The organism is uncultured Desulfosarcina sp. (assembly GCF_963664155.2).
Taxonomy (GTDB): Bacteria; Desulfobacterota; Desulfobacteria; order Desulfobacterales; family Desulfosarcinaceae; genus Desulfosarcina.
The window spans coordinates 928,354-952,684 of sequence record NZ_CAXXXH010000001.1 but is presented as its reverse complement, the minus strand read 5'-3'; the positions used below and the strand labels follow the sequence as shown (position 1 = coordinate 952,684).

The window sequence follows — 24,331 nt, the reverse complement described above, 5'->3', positions numbered from 1 at the left end:
GACAATCCATGCAACCCGAAACGTTCACAACTTCAGCAGCCCCGGCCGATGGCGACGCGTTGTCCAGGGTCGTCGTCACGTTAATGAAAGGGGTTCTTTACCAGGAGGCCGATCCGGGATTGTGGCAGCACTTGTTGGACCTGCAGGCTCGGGTCAGGGATTATGTGGCGGTTATGGGGCTGAGCCTGATGCTGGATGAAGCCGAGGGCTATGCCTGGTTGCATACCCGTGAGCCCACCGAAGACGAAGCACCGCCGCCGCGCCTGGTGGCACGCCGTCAGCTGTCCTATCCCGTCAGCCTGGTGGTGGCGCTGCTGCGGCGCAAGCTGGCCGAATCCGACGCCGGCGGCGGGGAGCCGCGCCTGATTCTGTCGCGCGACGACATCGTCGAGATGGTCCGCACCTTTTTACCGGCCGGCACCAATGAAGCCCGCCTGGTCGATCAGGTCGACGCCCACATCAACAAGATCGTGGACCTGGGATTCGTCCGCCGCCTGCGCGGGCAGCCGCAGTCCATCGAGGTTCGACGGATTCTCAAGGCGTTCGTCGATGCCCAGTGGCTCAACGAGTTTGATGCCCGGCTCAAGGTTTACCTTGGTCATCTGTCCGGGGAGACTTCATCCGCGGAGGAGGGCGCCTGATGGCACATCAGGAACTGCTCGATTTTGCGGTCAGCGACGCACTGGCCGGTTTTCGTTTAAAGCGCCTGGAGGTCTATAACTGGGGAACGTTTCATGACCGCGTCTGGACCCTGCAGCTGGGCGGACACAACAGCCTGCTGACCGGCGATATCGGCTCGGGCAAGTCCACCCTGGTGGACGCGGTGACCACCCTGCTGGTGCCGGCCCAGCGGATTGCCTACAACAAGGCTGCCGGGGCTGACAGCCGGGAGCGGTCGCTGCGTTCCTACGTGCTGGGGTTTTACAAGTCCGAACGCAGCGAAACCGGCCAATCCGCCAAACCGGTGGCCCTGCGCGATCATAACAGCTATTCCGTGATCTTGGGAGAGTTCCGCAACGACGGCTACAGCCAGGATATCACCCTGGCGCAGGTGCTTTGGCACAAGGACATGCAGGGGCAGCCCGGCCGTTTTTATGTGATGGCCGACCAGCCGCTGACCATCGCCACCCATTTCGCGAACTTCGGCAGCGACCTGAACCAGCTGCGCAAACGTCTGCGCGCTGTGTCCGGCGTGCACCTGTTCGATAGCTTTCCGCCCTATGCAGCGCTCTTCAGGCGCCATTTCGGCATCGACAACGAACAGGCCCTGGATCTGTTCCTGCAGACGGTTTCGATGAAGTCCGTGGGCAACCTGACCGCGTTTGTCCGCGAACACATGCTCGAAGCCGCCGATGTGCAGCCGCGCATCGATGCCCTGATCGGTCACGTCGACGATTTGAACCGCGCCCATGAAGCCGTGCTCAAGGCCAAACGGCAGATTGCGCTCCTGACGCCCCTTGCGGCCGGCTGCGACCGGCACCGCAGCATCGTGCAGCAGCGCACCCATTTACGCACCTGTCGGGATTCGCTGCGGGCATATTTTGCCGCGCTCAAGGTGGATTTGCTGGTCAGGCGCCTGGCCAACCTGCGCGACGAGCAGCGTCTGCTGGACCAGCAGGTGGCTCAGCTGTCGCAAAAGCACCGCGAGCAGTCGGGGAGCCGGGATCAGCTGAAACAGGCCATTGCCGAAAAGGGAGGCGACCGCATCGAGCGCCTCAAGGTGCAGATCAAGGAGCAAACCGAGCGCAAGGCCCGCCGTAAGGAACGCGCCGGGCGCTACCAGCACCTGGCACAGCAGGCCTGCCTGCCCGTGACCTTGACCATCGACGCGTTCGTTGACAACCGCAACCGCATCGATGCGCTGCTGACCAACCTGGCACGGCAGGAAGCGGATCTGCAGAATGCGCACACCGAGGCCGCCGTCGAGCTGCAGGGACTGAGACAGCAGCATGAACAGCTGAACGGGGAACTCGAATCGCTGCGCCAGCGGCGCAGCAACATCGACGCCAAACAGATCCGCATCCGCCGGATGCTCTGCGACGCACTTAAAATTGACGACGTCGACATGCCCTTCGCCGGCGAGCTGATCCAGGTCAGGGAAGAAGCAGCGGCCTGGGAGGGGGCGGCTGAGCGTCTGTTGCACAATTTCGGCCTCTCCCTGCTGGTTCCCGAACGCCACTACGGCGCAGTAGCCGGCTGGGTGGACCGCACCCATCTGCGCGGCCGGCTGGTCTACTTTCGCGTTCGTGACGAACGCGTCGCCGGGACGACCGGCCTGCACCCCGAATCGCTGGCGGCCAAACTGGATATCAAACCGGACTCGGAATTTTTTTACTGGCTGGAGCACGAACTGGGCCGGCGATTCGATTTCGCCTGCTGCGAGACCCTGGAACAGTTCAGCCGCGAGCAGCAGGCCATTACCCGCGCCGGTCAGATCAAATCGGGCGGGATGCGCCATGAAAAGGACGACCGGCATCGCCTGGACGACCGCAGTCGCTATGTGCTGGGCTGGAGCAACGCACCCAAGATCGCCGTCCTGAGCGGCCGGGCCGACCAGCTCGAACGGGCCATGCAGGCAACCGCCGACCAGATCGCCGACCTGCAGGGCCATCTGCAGGATATTGCCGCGCGTAAAAGCGCCCTGGAAAAACTGGGTGAACTGCGCGACTTCAGTGAAATGGACTGGCAGTCGCTGGCCCGGGGAATTGCCGACCTGGAGGCGGAAAAAAAGGCCCTGGAAGCCGCTTCGGATGTACTGGCCACCCTGGGCCGCCAGCTGGCGGAGCTGGAGCAAGCCATGGCCGACAATGCCGCCGCCCTGGATGGAGTCAAGAAAAAGCACGCCCAAAATGAGGAAAAACAGCAGCAGGCCGACCGGCAATTGAGCGAATGCCGGCAGACGGTCAATGAAACGCCCGATGCCCGACAAACCGAATGGGTGACATCGCTGGAAGCCTATCGATCGGAATCGCTGGGCGAACACCGCCTGAGCGTCGAGTCCTGCGACAACCACGAGCGCAAGATGCGCGATTGGCTGCAGGTTAAAATCGATGCCGAAGACCGCCGCCTGAAAACGCTCGAAGCGCGCGTCATCAAGGCCATGCAGGATTATCGCCGTGATTACCCCTTAGAGACCCAGGAGACCGATGCCCGTCTGGAGGCCGCCGCCGAGTACGAACGCATGCTGGCCCGCCTGCAGGCAGACGATCTGCCGCGTTTCGAAAGAAAGTTCAAGGAGCTGCTCAACGAAAATACCATCCGCGAGATCGCCAATTTCCAGTCCCAGCTCAACCGTGAGCGCCAGACCATCCGGGAGCGTATTGATCGCATCAACCGTTCCCTGACCGATATCGAATACAATCCGGGCCGCTTCATCCAGTTGGAAGCCCAGCACAATCCGGAAGCCGACATCCGCGACTTTCAGCAGCAACTGCGCGCCTGCACCGAAGGCAGCCTGACCGGATCGGAGGACGAGCAGTATGCCGAAGGCAAGTTCATGCAGGTCAAGCAGATCATCGATCGCTTCCGCGGCCGCGAAGGCACCAGCGAGCTGGACAAACGCTGGATGCGCAAGGTGACCGATGTGCGCAACTGGTTCGTCTTTGCCGCTTCCGAACGCTGGCGCGAGGACGGCAGCGAGTACGAGCACTACACCGATTCAGGCGGAAAATCGGGCGGCCAGAAGGAGAAGCTGGCCTATACCGTGCTGGCGGCCAGCCTGGCCTATCAGTTCGGCCTGGAGTGGGGGGCGGTGCGATCGCGCAGCTTCCGTTTCGTGGTGATCGACGAAGCCTTCGGCCGCGGCTCGGACGAATCCACGCGCTATGCCCTAGAGCTTTTCAAGCGGCTCAACCTGCAGTTGCTGATCGTCACGCCGCTGCAAAAAATCCACATCATTGAGCCTTACGTGGCCGGGGTCGGGTTCGTGCACAATGAAAACGGCCAACACTCCCAGCTGCGCAACCTGACCATCGAAGAATACCGCGCCGAACGGGAGGCCCGGTCCGCATGACCGCCTGGACACGCCCCCAAGAGATCCGGGCCCGGCTGTTAAAGTTGTGGAACCGGGGACAACTTTTGTCAGCACAATTGACTGCGGAACCGCTTTTCCCGCTGCGCATACCGCTGAAATGCCCGACCCCGCGCGAACTGGGAGAGCACTACGGCGAGGTGAAAGCGTGGATTGAGGAACTGGTGGGGCAGGCCGGATCGGGCGGGGATAAAAACTACGATCTTGAATGGCGCGAAGTCAACCACCGTCAACTGGGCCGTAACCAGCTGCCGGTGGCCGCCGTTTTCGAACACCCGGCCGCGGCACTGGGCTTTATCGGCAAACAAAAGCCGGCGATGGCCTTCGAAGCGCTCTACCGCCGGATCGTCAGGGCCGTTCCCGACCTGGAACCCTGGTTGGCCCGCAAGCCGTTAATCGCCCTTCAGCACGAAAAAAGCTGGACGGGACTGTTGGCCGTGCTGGAATGGCTGCGGGGCCACCCCCGGCCGGGTATCTACATTCGTCAATTGGAAATCGCAGGCATCGACACCAAGTTTATCGAGCGTCACAAGAAACTCCTGGCCGAACTGTTGGATATCGTGCTGCCGGCCGCGGCCATCGATTCCAGCGCCACGGGTGTCGCCGGATTCGAGCAGCGTTACGGTTTTCTGGCCAAACCGGCCCAGATCCGCTTTCGCCTGCTCGATCCCAATTTATCCATCGCCGGGCTGACGGACCTGCAGATTCCCGCCGATGACTTCGCCAGGCTCGATCCGCCCGGCGTGGAACGGATCTTCATCACCGAGAATGACATCAACGGGCTGGCTTTTCCGGCGGTAAAAAACGCGATGGTCGTTTTCGGACTCGGTTATGGCCTGGAACGACTGGCTGCGTCCGCCTGGTTGGACGGTAAAAGGCTATACTACTGGGGAGACGTCGATACGCATGGTTTTGCCATGCTGGATCAGATCAGGCATTACTTTCCGCACACCCGTTCCCTGCTGATGGACCTGCGTACCCTGATGGATCACCGATTGCTCTGGGGCACCGAGCGGACGCCGCTGAATCGCGATTTGCCATACCTCAATCCTGCAGAAGCTGCCGTGTACGAAGGACTCAGGCAAAATCAATGGGCACAGGCGCTGAGGCTGGAACAGGAGCGGATATCATATACCGCTCTGAAAACCACGCTTAAGGGGTCAATTGCCGCATCTGAATAGTCGAACGCCCACCACCGAATGGCTTCAGTGATCGTATTGCCGGGCGTATTCCGCATCGTTGTAAAGACCTTCACCGTAAAGATCTGCGCCGTAGGCCTTGATTATTTTCTGACCTTTTTCCGAAATCACAAAATCGATAAAGGCTGAGGCCAGCGGCTGACCGGCGGTCGCGCCGGCCGGCTGGCAGAGCGTGTGATAGGTGTTGATTAAAAAAGGGTCGCCGCGGAAGAGTATTTTCAAATGGCGGATGTCTTTTTTGGCCGCCACCCATGTGCTGCTGTCGGTCATGAAGTAGCCCCGGTTTTCGTCGGCCATTTTCAGCGTGGCCATCATGAAGGTGTGGGTGACCACATACCAGTCTCCCGACGGCTGAATCGATGCTTTTTCCCAGATGGCCATCTCTTTTTTGTGCGTTCCCGAATTGTCCCCCCTGGAGAGAAACGTCGCTTTGGCACCAGCGATCCTGGCGTAGGCGTCGGCGGCGCTGCCGGCTGATGAAATGCCGGCCGGATCATCTTGGGGGCCGACGATATAAAATTCGTTCGAGCCGATCAAATGGCGTTTTATGGCCCAGCCTTCTTCAACGGCTTTTTTCTCCGCTGCCGGCGCATGCACCATGATGAAATCGACTTGTTTGCCCTTGAGCAATTTCAGCGACGCGCCGGAACCCGCCTTTTTCCAGCAGAGCCGACTGTCGTGGGATTCGTTAAATGCATTTGCCAGAACTTCAACCAGCCCCAGTTCACCGGGACTGCCGGTGGCCAACTGCATGGCTGCCGATCCGGCACCATAAGTTGCTGTGCACTCGCCTTGGGCAAAGGCGGAAACCGTGACCGCCACAAGAAAAACCGATAGCAGTAAAAGCCTGCATGCCTTAGAAAAGTTCGCCATTTGCATCCTCCATTAGTAAATTAATCCAATCCGATGCCTGCAACTACTGAAAAAGAGTGGGGCATGTCAACACTATTTGGACTTCAACTATTTGAAATCTTTTATTATTACCATTAATAACCAGAAATGACAGAAGGACGGCAGGGTGGGGTGAAAAATCCGATTGTGGCTGACGTGTCTGCCGAGCCGCTTTGGGGATACCAGTTAAGAGACACCGTTTCTGACTGGTTTATTATTTCCAACAGGGCTGGGATCGATCCCGCCCGGACCTTTCATTCGGCTTCTGTGAGGATGAATTCGTCGACTGTTTCGATGGCGCGGGTTGTGAAATGGATCGTGGCACCGTTACAGATAACAGGACCATGGCGTTACCTAACGTTACTATTGTCAGCTTTCTATCTATAACCACGTTTCACCCGGAAGATCCGCTTCCGTATTATTCTTCGTCGTATCCACCCATCTCTATATCCCGGCAGTCGGGATCACTGCAGCAGGGCGCTTCCTCAATGGTTAAGACATGGAAACCCTCTGCCAGGCGCTCCGCAATGAACTTTTTCCCACAACCATCGCAGTATGCATATACCGGTCGATAGTCTGCAGGAAGCTCGACAGATGTCCGATCACCGCAGTAGGGGCATGGGGTGATTTCAACAGATGCCTGTTTGACGCGATCTAAAATTTCCATCATTCATCCTCCATTTTTGGGTTTTTCTATCAAAACATATTTTCGCTGACCCAATAGAAAATCACGAATCATGCCAAATTCGGATGCGTCTCCGGGTGAGGACTCCCGAGGGTGCGGTTTCCGTTCCACCGGCTCCCCGGCGTTCCGAACCCGGTTTCCATGGACCGCGACAGCGAGTGCTACCCCCGCCGCTTGCGGCGGGGGTAGCGAGCGAACGGGAAAACGATTTTCATCCTTACGGTGAATCCTCCCCCGCGGCTCGCTGCGGAGAGGATTCAATAATCGGTCAAACGATTTTTTTTGTTCATTTCTTTATGCCAAAATTGACACAGGACAATAGATGCGATAGGAATTGATTTATCGATCCACCTTTACCGCATCTGCTTGCCGTTGAATTGTATGTGGGGGTAATTGGCAGAAAAAGCGGCACGGTGACCGATCGGTTCCTTTCCACCTTATTATTGAGTTCTCGCACCGAGGTGAACCAATCCATGAAAGCCATTCCTGTTGCCGATGCCATCGGCATGGTCCTCGGCCATGATGTGACCCGGATCGTGCCGGGAAAAGAAAAAGGACCGGCCTATAGAAAAGGCCATATCATTCGTCAAGAGGAGATTTCCGCCTTCCTGAACATGGGCAAAGAGAACATCTTCGTTCTCGACATGGGACCGGGCATGCTGCATGAAGACGAGGCCGCCGGACGCATTGCCCGGGCGGCGATGGGTCCGGGAATCCGCCTGACGGCGCCTTCCGAGGGGAGAGTAAACCTGATCGCCGAAACCGATGGTCTTCTCAAAATCGATGTCACCGCACTGACCCGCGTCAACAGCATCGGCCAGATTGTTTTTGCCACGCTGCACTCCCTTCATCAGGTGACCGCCGGTCAGGCGGTGGCCGGCACCCGCGTCGTTCCACTGGTCATTGAAGAGAAGGAGATCCTCGACGCCGAACGGATTTGCGGGGAGGTTTTTCCCCTGATTCAAGTGAAACCCTTTAAGTCCTGCCGTATCGGTGTGGTCACCACCGGCAGCGAGGTTTATCACGGCCGGATCGAGGATGCTTTCGGGCCGGTGGTTGAAAAGAAATTCAAGGCCCTGGGCAGCCGGGTGGTTCGTCAGATCCTGGTATCCGACGATCGGCAAATGACGGTGAATGCCATCCACCAACTGATTGCCGAGGGGGCGGAGATGGTGATGGTCACCGGGGGAATGTCCGTGGACCCCGACGACCAGACCCCGGCCAGCATCCGGGCCGCCGGCGGGCAGGTGATCGCCTACGGCGCGCCGATTTTTCCGGGGGCCATGTTCATGCTGGCTACCATCGGTGATGTGGTGGTGGCGGGCTTGCCGGGATGCGTCATGTATTACCCGGCCAGTATTTTTGACATCGTGATTCCCCGACTGCTGGCCGGCGAGCCGGTGACCCGTGAAGATATTGCCGCCATGGGGCACGGGGGCTTTTGCGTGGGGTGCAAGAGCTGCCGCTATCCCTTATGCGGTTTCGGCAAAGGTTAGGAATACAGACCATAATCGCTTTTCCGGGTGCTTTTTACACGAACACAAGAGGGAGGTCATATGATTAAGCGAACATTGAAGGTAAACGGCGTCGATCGGATCGTCATTGCATCTGCGGACGATAGTCTGGCCAATGTGCTGCGAGGCCAACTGGGCCTTACCGGCACCAAAATTGGCTGCGGCGAGGCCCAGTGCGGCTGCTGCAACGTGATTCTCGACAACAAGCTGGTGCGCTCATGCGTCACCAAAATGTCCAAGCTCGCCGAAGGGGCATCGGTCACCACCATCGAAGGCGTGGGCACGCCGGACCACATGCATCCGCTTCAGTTGGCCTGGATCGTTCACGGCGGCGCCCAGTGCGGGTTCTGCACGCCGGGATTCATCGTATCGGCCAAGGCCCTGCTGGCGGAAAAGCCCGACCCCACCCGCGAGGACATTCGCGACTGGTTTACCAAGTACCGCAATGCCTGCCGCTGTACGGGCTACAAACAGCTGGTGGATTCGGTCCTGGATGCGGCCAAGGTGCTCAACGGCAAGATGAAGGCCGAGGAGCTGCTGTTCAAGATGCCGGCCGATGGCGAAATCTGGGGCAGCCGCTATCCCCGGCCCTCGGCGGTGGCCAAGGTTACCGGGACTCTGGATTTCGGGCACGACCTGGGGCTGAAGATGCCCGAAGACACGCTCTACCTGGCCCTGGTACAAGCCAATGTCTCCCACGCCAATATCAAGGGCATCGACACGAGCGCAGCCGAACGGATGCCCGGGGTTTTCAAGGTGGTCACCCACAAGGATGTCAAGGGCAAGAACCGGATCACGGGGCTGATCACGTTTCCGACCAACAAAGGCGACGGGTGGGACCGTCCTATTCTGTGCGACAAGAAAGTGTACCAGTTCGGCGATGCCATCGCCATCGTCTGCGCCGAGACGCCGGCCCTGGCCGAGGCGGCCGCGAAGAAAGTCAAGGTGGACCTGGAAGAGCTGCCCGCATACATGAGTGCGCCGGCAGCCATGGCCGAAGACGCCATCGAGATTCATCCCGGAACGCCCAACACCTACTTCGAGCTGCCCATCGTCAAGGGCGCCGACACCGCGCCGCTGATGCAATCGGCCGCAGCCACGGTGGAAGGCGAGTATTACCTGCAGCGCCAGCCCCATCTGACCATGGAACCGGACGTGGGGTTTGCCTATACGGATGACGAGGGGCGACTGACCATTCATTCCAAGAGCATCGCCATCCACCTGCACCATGCCATGATCGCTCCCGGCCTGGGCGTAGAACCGGAGAAGCTGCGTTTGGTGCAGAACCCCACCGGCGGAACCTTCGGCTATAAGTTCAGCCCCACCATGGAAGCGCTGGTGGGTGCAGCCTGCATGGCCACCGGCCGACCGGTGTTTTTGCGCTACAACTACTTCCAGCATATCACCTACACAGGTAAACGCTCGCCCTTCTGGCTGAAAGTCAAATACGGGGCCGACGCCGATGGCAAGATCCAGGCCATGGAGACCGACTGGAGCGTGGACCACGGCCCCTATTCGGAGTTCGGCGATCTGCTCACCCTGCGCGGTGCCCAGTTCATCGGCGCCGGCTACGGGATCAGCAATATCCGCGGCACCGGCCGGACGGTTTGCACCAACCATGCATGGGGATCGGCCTTCCGGTCCTACGGCTCCCCCCAGAGTTTTCTGGCCAGTGAAAGCCTCATGGACGAACTGGCCGAAAAGATGGGCATCGATCCGCTGGAGCTGCGCGCCCGCAACGTTTACCGCAAGGGGGACACCACTCCCACCGGCCAGGCTCCCGAGGTATACAGCTTTCCCGCGATGATCGACAAACTGCGGCCGCTTTACCAAGCCGCCAAAGACAAGGCCAAGGCGGAATCCACCGCCGACATTAAAAAGGGTGTCGGCGTTTCCCTGGGTATTTACGGGTGCGGACTGGACGGCGCCGATGGCTCGGAAGTGCGCGTGGAACTGAACCCGGACAATACCGTGACCCTTTATGACTCCTGGGAGGACCACGGCCAGGGGGCCGACATGGGGAGTCTGGGAACGGCCCACAAGGCCCTGCGGCCCCTGGGCTTGACGCCCGACCAGATCAAACTGGTGATGAACGATACGGCCATCACCCCCAACAGCGGTCCCTCCGGGGGCAGCCGCCAGCAGGTGGTTACCGGCAATGCCATCAAGAACGGCTGCGAACTGCTCATGAGCGCCATGAAGAAGCCGGACGGCACCTACCGTACCTACGCGGAGATGAAGGCCGAAAATATCGCTTTGAGCTATTCGGGCAACTGGACGGCCTCCATGTGCACCAACTGCGATCTCGAAACGTCCCAGGGATCGCCATTTTCCGTATATATGTACGGCATGTTCCTGGCCGAGGTGGCTGTCGATACCAAAACCGGCAAGACCACCGTGGAAAAATATACGGTGGTCGCCGACGTAGGCAAGATCAACAACCGCCTGGTGGTGGACGGCCAGATTTACGGCGGGGTAGCCCAGGGCATCGGCCTGGCCCTGTCCGAAGACTTCGAAGATCTGAAGAAACACACCTCGCTCAAGGCGTGCGGCATTCCTTATGCCAAAGACATTCCGGACAAGCTCGATATTCATTACGTCGAATCGCCTAGACCGGCAGGCCCCTTCGGTGCCGCCGGGGTGGGCGAACTGCCCCTGACCGCGTCCCATGTGGCCGTGATCAATGCCATCGCCAATGCCACGGGCGTGCGCATCCGCCACCTGCCGGCCCTGCCTGAAAAAATACTGGCGGGGTTAAAGGCTCGGTAAGCGAATTTTTTTCCTATGGCCGGGGCAGCCTTCGGCCATGCGTTCAACCCTTAAAGGCGACCTTCGGCGATGGCTGTCGAGGGTCGCCTTTGTCGGGTTATGGGGGGCTTTTTTATTGACCTGACTTGGATCGTCTCGTAGAAAGTCTCCAGGTGTGTTGTTCCCGCGGCGGGGCACGTAGCGAAGCTTTTGTTCCACATATAACTTTCTGATAACTTTGAGTTATTCACGAACCGACATAGAAAGGGAGAATGATGGTCAAAAAAACGGTAACGATCAATAACACAGAACGAATACTCATTGCGGATCCCGAAAGCTCCCTGGCCCATGTGCTTCGCGAACAACTTCATTTGACCGGCACCAAGGTCGGGTGCGGACAGGGGCAGTGCGGCTGCTGCAACGTGATTTTAAACGGAAAGCTGGTCCGTTCCTGCGTGACCGCCATGAAAAAAGTGCCAGACGGGTCTAAGGTGATAACCATCGAAGGCCTGGGCGATGCCGCCCATTTACATCCCCTTCAACTGGCCTGGATGGTTCATGGCGGGGCGCAATGCGGGTTTTGCAGCCCGGGCTTCATCGTTTCGGCCAAGGCCTTGCTGGAGGCCAATTCCGATCCGAGCCGGAAGGAGATCCGCCGCTGGTTTCAGGTGCATCGCAACGCCTGCCGCTGCACCGGCTACAAGCAGCTGGTGGACGCCGTTGAAGATGCCGCCCGTGTGCTGCGCGGTGAAATGACCATGGAAGCGTTGATGTTCAAGGTGCCGGCGGACGGTCGCATCTGGGGCACCGGCATTCCCCGTCCCAGTGCCGTTGCCAAGGTCACCGGCGTCTGCGATTACGGCGCCGATACCGGTGTGAAGATGCCGCCGGAAACGCTCCGGCTGGCTCTAGTGCAGGCTCGGGTGTCCCATGCCAACATCCGGTCCATCGACACGTCGGCCGCCAAAAAGATGCCCGGGGTGGTCAATGTGCTGACCCACAAGGACGTGAAAGGCAAAAACCGCATCAACGGCCTGGTGATGTTTCCGGTGGGGCATCTGGGTGACGGGTGGGATCGGCCGATCCTGTGCGACAAAAAGGTTTTTCAGTACGGCGACGCCATCGCCATTGTCTGTGCCGATACCGAGGCGCATGCCAGGGCTGCTGCCCAGGAGGTGAAGGTGGACGTCGAGGCCCTGCCCGAGTATATGAGTGCACCGGCTGCCATGGCCGAGGATGCGCTTCAGATCCATCCGGAAACTCCGAATGTTTATTTTACCCAGAAAATTATCAAGGGCGAGGATACGGCGGCTGTTTTCGCCAATGCCGCCCATGTGGCGGAGGACGATTTCTATGTGGGCCGCCAGCCCCACATGCCCATGGAACCGGATGTGGGTTATGCCTTCATGGACGATCAGGGCGGGCTGCACATCAACAGCAAATCCATCGCCCTGTACGTTCACCATTTGATGATTGCCGACGGTCTGGGCGTTGCCCCGGAAAAGCTCTTTCTGGCCCAGAACCCCACGGGCGGGACCTTTGGCTACAAGTTCAGCCCCACCCTGGAGGCGTTGGTGGGGGTGGCCTGCCTGGCCACCGGCCGGCCGGTTTCCCTGCGCTACGACTACCACCAGCAGATGACCTACACGGGCAAACGCTCCCCGTTCTTCATCCACCTGCGGCTGGCGGCCGATGATCAGGGGAAGCTGCTCGGTATGGAATCCGAATGGACCGTGGACCACGGGGCCTATTCCGAATTCGGCGATCTGCTGACCCAACGCGGGGCTCAGTTCATCGGCGCGGGCTACGACATCCCCCACATCCGGGGCATCGGCCGTACGGTGTGCACCAACCACGCCTGGGGATCGGCCTTCCGGGCCTATGGTTCGCCCCAGAGCGAGTTCGCCTCGGAAGTGCTCATGGACCTTTTGGCCGAGAAGATCGGCAAGGATCCGCTGGAACTGCGCTACGAAAACGTGCTGCGCCCCGGGTCCACCATGCCCCACGGCCAGAAGCCCGAAGTTTACAGCTATCCCGAAATGCTGGATATCCTGCGTCCCAAATACCAGGCGGCCCTGGCCCGGGCCAAGGCCGATTCCACCGGTGCGGTCAAGCGGGGCGTGGGCATCTCCCTGGGCATGTACGGGTGCGGCGGCGACGGCCCGGACCCGTCGGCGGTGGCCGTGGAACTGGGTCCGGACAACACGATTACGATTTTCAACACCTGGTCCGATCACGGCCAGGGGGCGGATGCGGGAACCCTGGGGACGGCCCACGAAGCCCTGCGGCCCATCGGCGTTCCGCCGGAGAAGATCAAGCTGGTCATGAACGATATGGCCACCTGTCCGGACAGCGGCCCCTCCGGCGGCAGCCGGCAGCAGGTGGTCACCGGCCGGGCGATCATCGCCGGCTGTCAGGCGCTGTTGGATGGCATGCGCAAACCCGACGGCACCTATCGCACCTACGACGAGATGCAAACCCAAGGGCTGCCGGTCAAATACGAGGGCCAGTGGACCACGCCGTGCTCGGTCTGTGATGAAAACGGCCAGGGCGAACCTTTCCCCGTATACATGTACGGTGTCTTCATGTCCGAAGTGGCCGTGGAGCTGGCCACGGGAAAAACCTCGGTGGAGAAGATGACCCTCGTGGCCGATATCGGCAAAATCAACAACCGGCTGGTCACCGATGGCCAGATTTACGGCGGCCTGGCCCAGGGCATCGGCCTGGCCCTGTGGGAGGATTTTGAAGACATTCAGAACCATTCCACCCTCATGGGCGCCGGATTTCCCTATTGCGAACAGATCACCGACGATATGGAGATCATTTACGTGGAGAACAGCCGTCCCGAAGGCCCCTTCGGTGCGGCCGGCGTCGGCGAACTGCCGCTGACCAGCCCCCATGCGGCCGTGATCAATGCCATCAACAATGCCTGCGGCGTGTGCATCAAGCACCTGCCGGCGTTGCCGGAAAAGGTATTGGCCGGACTAAAAAAGTAATGGTACCATTTCTTTAGAAACGATGATTATCAGGGGTTGAAGGGATAGCCCTGAGGCGGATTTCCGGTCCGGGGGGCGCCTCTGCCGATTATCCGATTTTTATAAGATTGAGGAAAACCATGGATCAGGCCGAACTGCGGCAGTGGGAGAACCGCTGCATCCAGGAAGAGCCCCCGCCATGCACAGCGGCCTGCCCCCTGCATGTGGATGTCCGGGCATTTGTGGGCCATGCAAGCGGGGGCCGCTGGGCGGATGCCCTTAAAATTTTGCACAAAACCATGCCCTTGGCCGGAATCCTGGGGAGGATTTGCGATGCCCCCTGCCGACTGGCCTGCAATCGAAAGGATGTCGGCGAGGCCATCCGGGTTAACGAACTGGAGCGGGTTTGCGTAGAACAGGGCGACGGGCAGCGGCGGGTGATGCCGCTGCCCAAAAAAGAGATTCGCGTGGCCGTTGTGGGCGGGGGGGTGAGCAGCCTGACCGTGGCCTGGGACCTGGTGCGCAAGGGATATGGGGTTACCGTGTTCGAACCGGAAGCGGTCACGGGCGACCGGCTTTGCCGGCGCCACCCGGATCGGCTTTCGACTGAAGTCGTTGGGGCCGAGACCACTCTTTTGGGACGGCTGGGCGTTTGCTTCGAAACCGGCCGGCGATTGTCAACGGCAGATGACGTCCGAGGTTGTCTCGACGTCCATGGGGCGGTCTATGTGGGGCTGGACGCCGTATCCCCCGATCCGTGGGCACCTCTGGCCGGGCGGATCGATTCCTTTACCGGGGTAACCGATTGCCAGGGACTCTTTGCCGGCCAAGATCATGGATCGGCGGTGTGGCAGGCGGCCCGGGGACGGTGGGCCGCCACCTCCATGGACCGATGGCTGCAGAAAGTCTCCATGACCGCCGGCCGGGAAAAGGAGGGGCCGTTTGAAACGCGGCTGTTTACCAGTCTGGCGGGGGTTGTTTCTCTGCCGGCGGTGGCCATAAAAGACGAACAGGCTGGCTACAGCCAGCCGGAGGCGGTCCGGGAGGCCGGGCGCTGCCTCCAGTGCCAGTGCCTGGAGTGTGTGAAGGTGTGTGCCTATCTGGAATCTTTCAGGGCCTATCCCAAAAAGTATGTGCGGGAGATTTACAACAATGCGTCCCTGGTCCTGGGATCGCGCAAGGCCAACCGGATGATCAATTCATGCAGCCTGTGCGGCCTCTGCGAGGCGGTCTGCCCCTACGATTTTGCCATGCAGGACCTTTGCCTGTCGGCCCGGCAGGGCATGGTCGAGCGAGGCAAAATGCCTCCCTCGGCCCATGACTTCGCGCTTCAGGACATGGCTTTTTCCCAGAGCGGCCGGTTTGCCATGGCCCGCCACGAACCAGGCCGGTCGGCCAGCCGATACCTCTTTTTCCCGGGCTGTCAGCTCTGTGCCTCTTCACCCGGTCAGGTTTCCCGGGTTTACGATTACTTGAGAAAAGAACTTCCCGGCGGCGTGGCCCTGATGCTGGGGTGCTGCGGCGCCCCGGCCCATTGGGCCGGCCGGTCCGAGACCTTTTCCACCGAACTGGTGCGATGGAAAGCGACCTGGACCGGGCTGGGCAGTCCGCGGCCCATCATGGCCTGTGCAACCTGTTTACGCATGTTCAAGGATCATCTGCCCGAAGCCGACGTTATTTCCCTGTGGGAGGTTATGGCCGAGGCCGGCATTCCCCAATCCGGCCATCCCCTGCCGCAAGCCCCGCTGGCTGTCCACGACCCCTGCACCTCCCGCGGCGAACCCGCGGTTCAGGACGCCGTGCGCCGGATGCTTTCCCGGTTGGGTGTGGCTGCCGAGGAGCTGGTGCTGGGCCGGGAGAAAACCGAATGCTGCGGATTTGGCGGCCTGATGCAAAACGCCAACCCGGCCCTGGCCCGGGAGGTGGCGGACCGCCGGGGACGGCGCAGCCAATGGGATTATCTGACTTACTGCGCCATGTGCCGGGACAGCCTAGCCGTGGTGGGCAAGCGGGCATTGCACCTGCTGGATCTGATCTTCCCGGATCCGGCGGCAGCCGACCCTGCCGAACGACCTCGCCCCGGCTGGTCGCAGCGTCAGGAGAACCGCAGCCGCCTCAAAGCGGATCTGTGCCGGGATCTCTGGAAAGAGCCGCCGGCCCGCGAGGCGGATCACCGGACGATCATGCTCGATATTGGTCCGGAGGTGGAGGCGGTCATGGAGTCCCGCCGTATTCTGAAGGAAGACGTTCAGAAGGTGATTCAGCATGCCGAAGGTGGCGGGCAGCGGTTTTATCATCCGGAAAACGGTTATTTTCTGGCGGCCTTTCGTCCATACCAGGCGACTTTCTGGGTGGCCTATTCACCGGCGGCCGACAGATATTCGGTGCATCATGTATACGCCCATCGCATGGAGGTCCTGGGGCCATGAAAAACGACAACGTCCGGCCCGACGATTTAAAATGGCGCTGCGGCCGATGCGACTGCGACCTGGTGGTGGGGCAGGTGGCGGTAGCCTACATGGATAACCGTTTTACCACCGATCTGCCTTATTGCCCGGTCTGCAAGACGGTGCTGATCACCGAAGCGGTGGCCACCGGCAAGATGGCGGAGGTGGAACAAATATTGGAAGACAAATAGGTCCGATTCCAAAACACACCCGATATCGGCGTTACGCGAATCCTTCGTTACTGCGGCGTATCGCCAATACGTCTCGCTCCTCCAGAATGGAACATGAATGTTCGCCGTACTGATGAAGATCGATTTACGGTTCGCTTGCTAAAGCTCGCTTTGGCGGCCCGCAAGCCTTGATTCCGGGCTTGTTACGAAATCGGCCGGCAAACCATTGCCTGATTTTTGTAAAGCGTCAACTGTGGCTTACAGCGGAAATTATCCATGATCCAATCCAAACCTTATGAATCGGAAGCGGTCAGGGCCGTTACCGGTCCGGCCATCCGGCCCGGCGGCCTGAATCTGACCCGCCGGGCGGCTAAGGTTTGCCGGTTGGCAGCCGGGGACCGGGTTCTGGATGTGGGCTGTGGGATCGGCGCCACGGTCGATTTCTTGAACCGCCATTTTCAAACCAGGGCCGTGGGGCTGGATTTATCGCCGGTGCTGCTGGCCGAGGCAAAGGGATGCGACGGGGATCGACCCGTGATCCGCGGTAATGCCATGGACCTGCCGGTGAAGGATCGACACCTTTCAGCCGTTTATTGCGAGTGTGTGCTCTCCCTGCTGGCGGATCCGGCCAGCGCCCTGGATGAATATCGTCGGGTGCTGCGCCCCGGCGGGCACGTGGTCATCACGGATATTTACCGGCGGGCGACAGATTTACCGCCGCCGGATCCGGCCATTGGTGCCAGCGGCTGTCTAAAGGGCGCCGTCGATAGGGACGTGATGACCCAGCGGGTGGCAGCGGCCGGTTTCGCCCTGTGTTTATGGGAGGACCACTCGGATCTGTTGAAGGTGCTGGCAGCCCGATTGGTGTGGGCCGGCATCTCCATTGAGGCGTTCTGGGGAGCGGATTGCGCCCGGAACGCCGGCACCGAGCACCAGCGACCCGGCTACTGCCTGCTGGTGGCACGAAAAGGGAAGTAATGCCATGGACGACGTTCGGATCCTTATGATGCAACTGGCCGCAAAAGGCTATTCCTGCAGCCAGATCATCATCCAGCTCGCCCTGGACGCCCGGGGGGAAGCCAACCCGAGCCTGATCCGCGCCATGGCCGGGCCGGCATACGGATGCGGGGCCGGCCATGCCACCTGCGGCGCCCTGACGGGCGGGGCGTGCCTGCTGGCCCTGTATGCCGCCAAAGGCAGCGATACGGAAACCGAATCAGAGCGATTTGCATGCATGCTGGAAGAACTTTCGGATTGGTTCCACCAGCAGGTGGGCAGCCAATACGGGGGAATTGTCTGCGAAACCATCACCGGCGAGGATGGTCCGGCTGCCGCCCGGCAGCGCTGTGGGGCCATCGTTGCCGACATCTTCACCAAGGCCATGGAAATCCTGGTGGCCAACGGCTTCGACCCCTATGCAGCAGACTGAACCCGAAACATGATCTTTGCCCAGGATACCGCAAGCCTTTGTCCGGTCTGCCTGTCGCGGATTCCAGCCCAACGGGTTGTCCGTGGCTCGGCGGTCTATCTGGAAAAAAGCTGCCCGGACCACGGGGCCTTTTCGGCCCGGATCTGGGAAGGCGTCCCCGAGTTTACGGGATGGCAGCGGCCCAAGATCCCCACACGACCGCCCCATTGCGCACACCCGGTGGAACGCGGCTGCCCTTTTGACTGCGGCCTGTGCCCCGACCATCGCCAGCGTTCCTGCACCATTATCCTGGAGGTTACCGACCGCTGCAACCTGGCCTGCCCGGTGTGCTATGCCGATGCCCGTGGAATGGACGGTGACGATCCCTCCCTGGCGACCATCCAAACGTGGTATGCCGCAGCCCGCGAAGCCGGTGCCGGCAGCAATATCCAGCTTTCCGGCGGAGAGCCCACCGTCCGCGAGGATCTGCCCCGCATCGTTGCCATGGGCTGCGAGGCAGGATTTCGTTTTATCCAGGTCAACACCAACGGTTTGCGTCTGGGCAGGGATCCGGAATTTGTCAGGGAATTGAAGTCCGCCGGGTTGTCGTCGGTATTTCTCCAGTTCGACGGTACCGACGATGCCATTTACCGCAAGTTGCGCGGCCGAGATCTGCTGGACGAAAAGCTGGCGGCCATTAACGCCTGCGCCCGAAATCAAATCGGTGTGGTGCTGGTGCCCACCCTGGTGCCCGGGGTCAATGACCATGACATCGGCAACATCCTGCGGCTGGCCGTGGACCGGTCTCCGTCAATCCGATCGGTTCACTTTCAACCGGTGAGCTATTTCGGACGTATGCTCCACCCACCGCAAGACACGGATCGGTTGACCCTGCCGCAACTCATGCGCAGCATCGAAGCCCAGACCGGTGCGGGCTTTAAGGCGGATCATTTCAAACCGCCGGGCTGTGAGAATGCCCTGTGCAGCTTCAGCGCCAGTTTCCTGACGATGCCCGATAAAAGCGTTAGGGCGGTGGGCGGGACAAGGACCGGAAAATGCTGCCCGGCACCGATCCAGGCCGATGTCGGCGCCGCCAAGGCCATCGCTTTCGTGGCGCGGCAGTGGGGTGCGGCGCAGCGGGAATCGACCGGACCGGAACCGGCCTGCCGTGCCTGTGACGGCGATGCCGACGGGTCGATGGGTCTTGATTTTTTTCTCCAACGGGCCAAAACCCATCTGCTTTCGGTTTCGGCCATGGCCTTTCAGGATGTGTGGAATCTGGATCTGGAGCGGGCCCGGGACTGCTGCATCCACGTGATGGCCCCGGACAGGCGGCTGGTGCCCTTTTGTCTGTACAACCTGACCGGCAGCACCGGCCAACGGCTCTATCGCCCATGAACACGATCCGGATCACCCCCCTCGAGGGGTGGACCTGCCGTAAAATCGGTCGAATCGGCGATCCCCGCCTGAATCGCCGGGATTTGGCCCGTTACCAGCTGGACGCCCTCAACCACACCCTTGCCCATGTTCGCAGGAACAGCCCGCATTACCGGCGACGGTTTTCGGGATTTTCGCCGGATCCGCTCAAGTCCCTGAGCGATCTGGCCGTGCTGCCATTCACTTCCGCCGAGGATGTTTGCAGGGACCCTTTTTCGTTTCTCTGCGTGTCCCAGGATCGGATCGCCCGGGTGGTCACCCTGGAGACTTCCGGAACGACCGGCGGTCCCAAACGCCTCTTCTTCACGGAGGAGGATCTGGAACTGACCGTGGATTTCTTCCACCACGGCATGTCCATCCTGGTGGACCCGGGGCAGCGGGTACTGATTCTCCTGCCGGGAAACCTGCCGGGCAGTGTGGGGGCGCTGCTGGATAAGGGACTGGCCCGATTGTCGGTCCAGGGCATCGTTCACGGTCCGGTTCAGGATCCGCAGGCAGCCATTCATGCGGCTGTGGAAGCGCAGGTCGACTGCCTGGTGGGCATCCCGGTCCAGGTGCTGGCCATGGCCTGCCATGAACAGGGGGGGGCGTTGGCCGGGCAGATCAAAAGTGTGCTGCTGAGTACCGATTATGTGCCCGACGCGATCGCGGCCCGTTTGCATCGGGCATGGGGCTGCCGGGTCTTCAAACATTACGGCATGACCGAAATGGGGCTGGGTGGCGCCGTCGAATGCGCGGCACGGTCCGGCTGTCACTTTCGCGAAGCGGACCTATTGGTGGAGATTATCGATCCCGGGACCCTGCAGCCGGTGCCGGACGGTAAGGTGGGAGAAATTGTCGTTTCCACCCTGACCCGGGAAGGAATGCCATTGATCCGGTATCGCACCGGTGATATGTCCGCCTTCATGGTTGATCCCTGCCGGTGCGGGACGGTATTGAAGACCCTGGGCACGGTTCGGGGCCGCCTGGATGGTTCCATAAAAGTGGGTCATCGGAAGCGTTTTTATATCAGCGACCTGGATGAAGCCATTTTCGGCGCCGGTGACGTCCTCGACTATCACGTGGGCATCGACGCTGCGGATAGCACCGACCGGTTGAGGCTGTGGATAGCCGTGGTGAACCCGGTCCGGTTCGCGGAGACGGAATACCGGATCCGCAGCGCTGTGCTGGCATTGCCGGCGATCGGCACGGCATTGGCCGACGGACGTTTAACCATGGCCATCAGGACTGCGAATCGCCGGATGGCGGTTTCCACGGGCACCGGCAAACGCCGGATCCGAGATCTGAGAGAAAGGCAAGTCTACCCATGAAAATGATTGCACATGCGGCCTGCGAGTTGTTGGAAAAAGGCGAATCCTTTGTCCTGGCCACTATCGTCAGCCACTCCGGCTCCACCCCGCGCACGTCGGGCAGCAAGATGATCGTCACCGCCGGCGGACGCGGCATCGGCACCATCGGTGGCGGCCTGCTGGAGGCCGGGGCCATGTCCCGGGCCGTGGAACTGATCCAGCGCGGACAATCGGCTATCATGCCCTTTGACCTGAGCATCGACACCGTCGAGACCATGGATATGATCTGCGGGGGGAAGGCCGAAGTGCTGCTGGACTGCGTGTTGCCCACGCCGGCGAATCGGACGGTCTTTGATCGATGGCGGCGGATGCTGGACCAAGGCCGAAAAGGGTCTTTGCTGACCCTTGTCAGGGGGTCCGAGAATAAGGTCGGCACCATTGTCCACGGTCTGGCAACGACCGCCGGCGAGCTTGTCGGCGATATTTCCCTTCCCGGGATAAGGCGGGACAAGGTGATGGCGCTGGCCGCCGAATCATCCGCGGTTCGAACCGAGGCATTCGACGGTGCGTTCATGCTGGTCGAGCCGGCGCAGCCGGTTTGCACCGCCTATCTTTTCGGAGCCGGCCACGTGGCCCGGTCCACGGCGGCCGTGGCCGCCATGGTGGGATTCCGGGTGTCGGTCGCCGACGACCGGGAGGAGTATGCCAACCGGGAACGCTTTCGCGATGCCTCCGAGATCCGGGTCCTGGAGAATTTCGGAAACGCTTTTTCAGGTTTGTCCATCGGCGGGGAAGATCTTGTCGTGATTCTTACCCGGGGCCATCTTCACGACAAGTCGGTTCTGGCCCAGGCGCTGAATACCGACGCGGGATACATCGGCATGATCGGCAGCCGCAAAAAAAGAGACGCCATATATACGGCGCTCCTGAAGGAAGGGTTTTCGCAGGCGGATATCGATCGGGTCCATTCGCCCATCGGTCTGTCAATCGGTGCCGAAACACCGGAGGAAATTGCCGTGAGCATCGTTGCCGAGATGATCCGGCATCGCGCAAACTCGTTCAACGCTCAAGGTTGAAATTATAAAATGCCAATCGACGGTTGCAAACCGTCGATTGGCATTTTATTTTGTTCTTCAGCCTTCAGCCTTCAGCCTTTTGCTGATTATCGTTCAACCATAATGTCTATTTCTAACACGGGCTGACGGAGACGTAGTTTTCCTGCAGGGCCATGGCGCCACCGCCTTTATCCCATTTATCCAGGCCGCCGCACATCAGTTCATGATCCGCCACGCCCTTTCCGAAAGCCCGGCTTTCCACGGGCAGGTGATGGCCGAAGCCGTGAAGCATGAACACCGCCTCGGGATGAATCAGGTCGGTCAGTTTGGCCTGCATCCGGCCGCCTTTCCCGTTCCCGCTGATTTCCACCATGTCCCCGTCGGACAATCCCAGGTCGGCGCCGGCCCGGGTGTTGATCCACAAGGTGTTCTCCGGCACCTGTTCGAAGAGCAGGCTGTTGTTGACGGTGTGGCCCTGGGTGTGAACCCCGCAGCGGCCGAAGGTGAGCCTGAACTGGCCTTCGGGAGGATGCGTGCCTTCATAAGGCTTGAGGGACGGTATCCCCTGGGACTCCCATTTTTCGGAGACGATCTCCACCTTGCCTGACGGGGTTTTGAAGGCCGGTTCCGGTTTGTACAGCGGTCCCTTGCCCAGTTGCACAAATCCCTTGGCATCGAAGTCGGCCACGCTGACGCCGGTACCGTCCAATTGATAGTTCCAGATCTCCTCGATGGAATCGAATGCCAGAGCCTCGATGCCCAGACGTTTGGCCAGACCGCAGAGAATTTCCCAGTCGCTGCGGGTATCGTAGCGCGGTGCTGCCGCCCGGCGCCGGGTGAACATATAGGGGTTGAGTCCGTTCTTGCAGGCCAGGATCGATTCCCGCTCCAGGTAGGGAGACAGCGGCAGCACCAGATCGGAGTACCAGGCCGTATCCGACCAGGTGAAACTGACGGACATGAGAAAATCCAGCTTGGACCATTTTTGTTTGATCCGATCGGGATCGGGAAATCCCATGAGGGGGTCGTGGCGGTAGGCGATATAGGCTTTGACGGGGTAGGGATCTTCGGTTTCGATGGCATCGAACCCCAGATGGAGTAGTCCCGGGCCGGTATCGAAATGGCCGTGCTTCCAGCCGGTGCCGTCGGCGCGCTTTTCCTCGGGATTGGGGACGCGGTCGACCAGCTTCTTGAGCCCCTTGCGGCCCACATCCCCGGGTTTGTTGGCCATGGGCAGACCGCCTTTGGCACCGATGGCGCCCAGCAGGGCGTTGATGATGTAGATCGTGCGGGACATGTAGAAGGAATCGTTATATCGGGCGTTCATCCATCCGGGGTGCCAGAGGACCGCGGGTGCATCCTTGGCCAGGTCCTGGGCGAACCGAACGATTTCCACGGCAGGAATGCCGGTTTCCGTTTCCGCCCATTCGGGGGAGTAGGGTTTGACGAACCGGTCCAACACATCCAGGTCCTTGAACCACTTGCTGACGTAGGCGGCGTTGTAAAGGTTGCGGTTCAACAGGGTGTGAATGACCGCCAGGTTCAATGCATAATCCGACCCGGGCCGGATCATCAGGAACCGATGGGCTTTGGTGGCCGATACGTTGGCACGGATATCGATGACCGTCAGCTTGCACCCGTTTTCCATGGCGCCCATGAGGTCGTTCACCTCTTTGACATTGATGGCCTCGAAGATATTGCGGGTCTGAAGAACCACGTGGCGGGCGTTTTTAAGATCGTAGCTTACGGCTTTCCGGCCGAATCCGAACAGGGAAAGGGCCGCATGCTGGACGTTGCGGGCACAAGAGGCGTCGTGGTTGGTCCAGTTGGGGGAACCGAGCCCGCGTACGAAGGCCTGGTGCAGGTCCCGGAAGGGCCCGCCGCGGTCCGAGAACAGAACGCTTTTGCCGCCGTAGGTGTCGATGACCGATCTGAGCCGGTCCGCCGCATAGTCAAGGGCTTCATCCCAGCTGATGGGCTTCCAGTTGCCCTGTCCGCGGTCACCAACCCGGATCATGGGCCGCTGAATGCGTTCGTTGTCGTTGATCAAGGCTTTGCCGGCCGCACCGCGGGCGCACAGGGCGCCATTGATGCCGCCCATGTGGGGGTTTCCTTTGATAAACTGAATCGCTCCGTTTTCCGTCTCGACTTCAATCGGGCACCTGACCGTGCACATGCCGCAAACACTGTAGGTTGAATTCTTCGATGTCATCATCTGTTCTCCTGATTAAAAAATAGTTCCCGGAACCTAAGACCAATGATTCCATGACGGCATATCGCAGCTGCTGCATTATGTCAACGTAGATATAAACCTTCCGCCGCCGGCGGCCGGGAAGATTTTTCCCGGGAAAACTTCTGGGCGGCCGATCTCTGCCATTGGCGCCTACCCTAAAACCGATTGACAAATTAGAGAATATCGAATAGCAACAAACGTTATGTCAGTCATGGCACAAAGCATCGTGTGGCGCCCACCGGCATTAATC

16 protein-coding genes are annotated in these 24,331 nt (G+C 60.2%); 13 read left to right on the top strand and 3 right to left on the bottom strand.

All coding sequences use genetic code 11. The features are described 5' to 3' along the window. Nucleotides 1–8: 8 nt before the first annotated feature. The 3 genes from ACHZBS_RS04175 to ACHZBS_RS04165 are packed head-to-tail and all read left to right on the top strand — an operon-like array spanning nucleotide 9 to nucleotide 5,211. Nucleotides 9–641: a DUF4194 domain-containing protein gene (locus ACHZBS_RS04175; protein WP_319405271.1), complete on the top strand. Its 633-nt coding sequence runs from the start codon at nucleotides 9–11 to the stop codon at nucleotides 639–641. Then, nucleotides 641–4,012 (top strand): SbcC/MukB-like Walker B domain-containing protein, encoded by a 3,372-nt coding sequence (locus ACHZBS_RS04170; protein ID WP_319405270.1) that lies wholly within the window; start codon nucleotides 641–643, stop codon nucleotides 4,010–4,012. The genes ACHZBS_RS04175 and ACHZBS_RS04170 overlap by 1 nt, the downstream gene beginning before the upstream one ends. Continuing rightward, nucleotides 4,009–5,211, top strand: coding sequence for a DUF3322 domain-containing protein (locus tag ACHZBS_RS04165; RefSeq protein WP_319405269.1), 1,203 nt, complete (start codon nucleotides 4,009–4,011; stop codon nucleotides 5,209–5,211). Before ACHZBS_RS04170 ends, ACHZBS_RS04165 begins: the two co-directional genes overlap by 4 nt. Nucleotides 5,212–5,235: 24 nt before the next feature. Here the strand turns inward: ACHZBS_RS04165 and ACHZBS_RS04160 are convergent, their stop codons facing one another. Both ACHZBS_RS04160 and ACHZBS_RS04155 read right to left on the bottom strand, forming a co-directional pair. Beyond that, nucleotides 5,236–6,102: a substrate-binding domain-containing protein gene (locus ACHZBS_RS04160; protein ID WP_319405268.1), complete on the bottom strand. Its 867-nt coding sequence runs from the start codon at nucleotides 6,100–6,102 to the stop codon at nucleotides 5,236–5,238. Nucleotides 6,103–6,538: 436 nt separating this feature from the next. Next, the gene (locus ACHZBS_RS04155) at nucleotides 6,539–6,790 is read right to left on the bottom strand and encodes a hypothetical protein (protein WP_319405267.1); all 252 of its coding nucleotides are present in this window, start codon (nucleotides 6,788–6,790) and stop codon (nucleotides 6,539–6,541) included. 488 nt (nucleotides 6,791–7,278) lie between these two features. Between ACHZBS_RS04155 and ACHZBS_RS04150 the strand changes: the two genes are divergently transcribed. The 10 genes from ACHZBS_RS04150 to ACHZBS_RS04105 all read left to right on the top strand — a co-directional run bounded on the left by ACHZBS_RS04150 (nucleotide 7,279) and on the right by ACHZBS_RS04105 (nucleotide 21,869). Further along, nucleotides 7,279–8,301, top strand: coding sequence for a molybdopterin-binding protein (locus ACHZBS_RS04150; protein WP_319405266.1), 1,023 nt, complete (start codon nucleotides 7,279–7,281; stop codon nucleotides 8,299–8,301). Between the two features lie 60 nt (nucleotides 8,302–8,361). Beyond that, the gene (locus ACHZBS_RS04145; RefSeq protein ID WP_319405265.1) at nucleotides 8,362–11,088 is read left to right on the top strand and encodes a molybdopterin-dependent aldehyde oxidoreductase; all 2,727 of its coding nucleotides are present in this window, start codon (nucleotides 8,362–8,364) and stop codon (nucleotides 11,086–11,088) included. Between the two features lie 251 nt (nucleotides 11,089–11,339). Then, a complete protein-coding gene (locus ACHZBS_RS04140) occupies nucleotides 11,340–14,063 on the top strand; it encodes a molybdopterin-dependent aldehyde oxidoreductase (RefSeq protein WP_319405264.1) in 2,724 nt (907 codons plus the stop codon). A gap of 119 nt (nucleotides 14,064–14,182) precedes the next feature. Further along, a complete protein-coding gene (locus ACHZBS_RS04135) occupies nucleotides 14,183–16,471 on the top strand; it encodes a pyridine nucleotide-disulfide oxidoreductase/dicluster-binding protein (protein ID WP_319405263.1) in 2,289 nt (762 codons plus the stop codon). After that, nucleotides 16,468–16,680 carry a DVU_1557 family redox protein gene (locus tag ACHZBS_RS04130; RefSeq protein ID WP_319405262.1) on the top strand — a complete coding sequence of 71 codons (213 nt, stop codon included), beginning with the start codon at nucleotides 16,468–16,470 and terminating at the stop codon, nucleotides 16,678–16,680. Before ACHZBS_RS04135 ends, ACHZBS_RS04130 begins: the two co-directional genes overlap by 4 nt. Before the next feature lie 255 nt (nucleotides 16,681–16,935). Next, nucleotides 16,936–17,637, top strand: a complete 702-nt coding sequence (gene trsM, locus ACHZBS_RS04125) for a DVU_1556 family methyltransferase (protein WP_319405261.1) — start codon at nucleotides 16,936–16,938, stop codon at nucleotides 17,635–17,637. A 4-nt stretch (nucleotides 17,638–17,641) separates the two neighbouring features. Beyond that, nucleotides 17,642–18,088, top strand: a complete 447-nt coding sequence (locus ACHZBS_RS04120; RefSeq protein WP_319405260.1) for a DVU_1555 family C-GCAxxG-C-C protein — start codon at nucleotides 17,642–17,644, stop codon at nucleotides 18,086–18,088. A 9-nt stretch (nucleotides 18,089–18,097) separates the two neighbouring features. Beyond that, a complete protein-coding gene (trsS, locus tag ACHZBS_RS04115) occupies nucleotides 18,098–19,465 on the top strand; it encodes a radical SAM (seleno)protein TrsS (protein WP_319405259.1) in 1,368 nt (455 codons plus the stop codon). Beyond that, entirely contained in the window at nucleotides 19,414–20,814 is a 1,401-nt protein-coding gene (locus ACHZBS_RS04110) for a DVU_1553 family AMP-dependent CoA ligase (RefSeq protein WP_319405258.1), read from the top strand. The genes trsS and ACHZBS_RS04110 overlap by 52 nt, the downstream gene beginning before the upstream one ends. Beyond that, a complete protein-coding gene (locus tag ACHZBS_RS04105) occupies nucleotides 20,811–21,869 on the top strand; it encodes an XdhC family aldehyde oxidoreductase maturation factor (RefSeq protein WP_319405257.1) in 1,059 nt (352 codons plus the stop codon). The genes ACHZBS_RS04110 and ACHZBS_RS04105 overlap by 4 nt, the downstream gene beginning before the upstream one ends. 112 nt (nucleotides 21,870–21,981) lie before the next feature. On the opposite strand, the gene ACHZBS_RS04100 is transcribed toward ACHZBS_RS04105, so the two are convergent. Further along, nucleotides 21,982–24,063 carry a molybdopterin-dependent oxidoreductase gene (locus ACHZBS_RS04100; RefSeq protein ID WP_319405256.1) on the bottom strand — a complete coding sequence of 694 codons (2,082 nt, stop codon included), beginning with the start codon at nucleotides 24,061–24,063 and terminating at the stop codon, nucleotides 21,982–21,984. Nucleotides 24,064–24,331 lie beyond the last annotated feature (268 nt).

Bases quoted from the DNA above. Each gene is read 5' to 3' on its own strand.
- ACHZBS_RS04175 (WP_319405271.1), top strand. From the start codon at position 9: ATGCAACCCGAAACGTTCACAACTTCAGCAGCCCCGGCCGATGGCGAC.
- ACHZBS_RS04170 (WP_319405270.1), top strand. From the start codon at position 641: ATGGCACATCAGGAACTGCTCGATTTTGCGGTCAGCGACGCACTGGCC.
- ACHZBS_RS04165 (WP_319405269.1), top strand. From the start codon at position 4,009: ATGACCGCCTGGACACGCCCCCAAGAGATCCGGGCCCGGCTGTTAAAG.
- ACHZBS_RS04160 (WP_319405268.1), bottom strand. From the start codon at position 6,102: ATGGCGAACTTTTCTAAGGCATGCAGGCTTTTACTGCTATCGGTTTTT.
- ACHZBS_RS04155 (WP_319405267.1), bottom strand. From the start codon at position 6,790: ATGATGGAAATTTTAGATCGCGTCAAACAGGCATCTGTTGAAATCACC.
- ACHZBS_RS04150 (WP_319405266.1), top strand. From the start codon at position 7,279: ATGAAAGCCATTCCTGTTGCCGATGCCATCGGCATGGTCCTCGGCCAT.
- ACHZBS_RS04145 (WP_319405265.1), top strand. From the start codon at position 8,362: ATGATTAAGCGAACATTGAAGGTAAACGGCGTCGATCGGATCGTCATT.
- ACHZBS_RS04140 (WP_319405264.1), top strand. From the start codon at position 11,340: ATGATGGTCAAAAAAACGGTAACGATCAATAACACAGAACGAATACTC.
- ACHZBS_RS04135 (WP_319405263.1), top strand. From the start codon at position 14,183: ATGGATCAGGCCGAACTGCGGCAGTGGGAGAACCGCTGCATCCAGGAA.
- ACHZBS_RS04130 (WP_319405262.1), top strand. From the start codon at position 16,468: ATGAAAAACGACAACGTCCGGCCCGACGATTTAAAATGGCGCTGCGGC.
- trsM (WP_319405261.1), top strand. From the start codon at position 16,936: ATGATCCAATCCAAACCTTATGAATCGGAAGCGGTCAGGGCCGTTACC.
- ACHZBS_RS04120 (WP_319405260.1), top strand. From the start codon at position 17,642: ATGGACGACGTTCGGATCCTTATGATGCAACTGGCCGCAAAAGGCTAT.
- trsS (WP_319405259.1), top strand. From the start codon at position 18,098: ATGATCTTTGCCCAGGATACCGCAAGCCTTTGTCCGGTCTGCCTGTCG.
- ACHZBS_RS04105 (WP_319405257.1), top strand. From the start codon at position 20,811: ATGAAAATGATTGCACATGCGGCCTGCGAGTTGTTGGAAAAAGGCGAA.
- ACHZBS_RS04100 (WP_319405256.1), bottom strand. From the start codon at position 24,063: ATGATGACATCGAAGAATTCAACCTACAGTGTTTGCGGCATGTGCACG.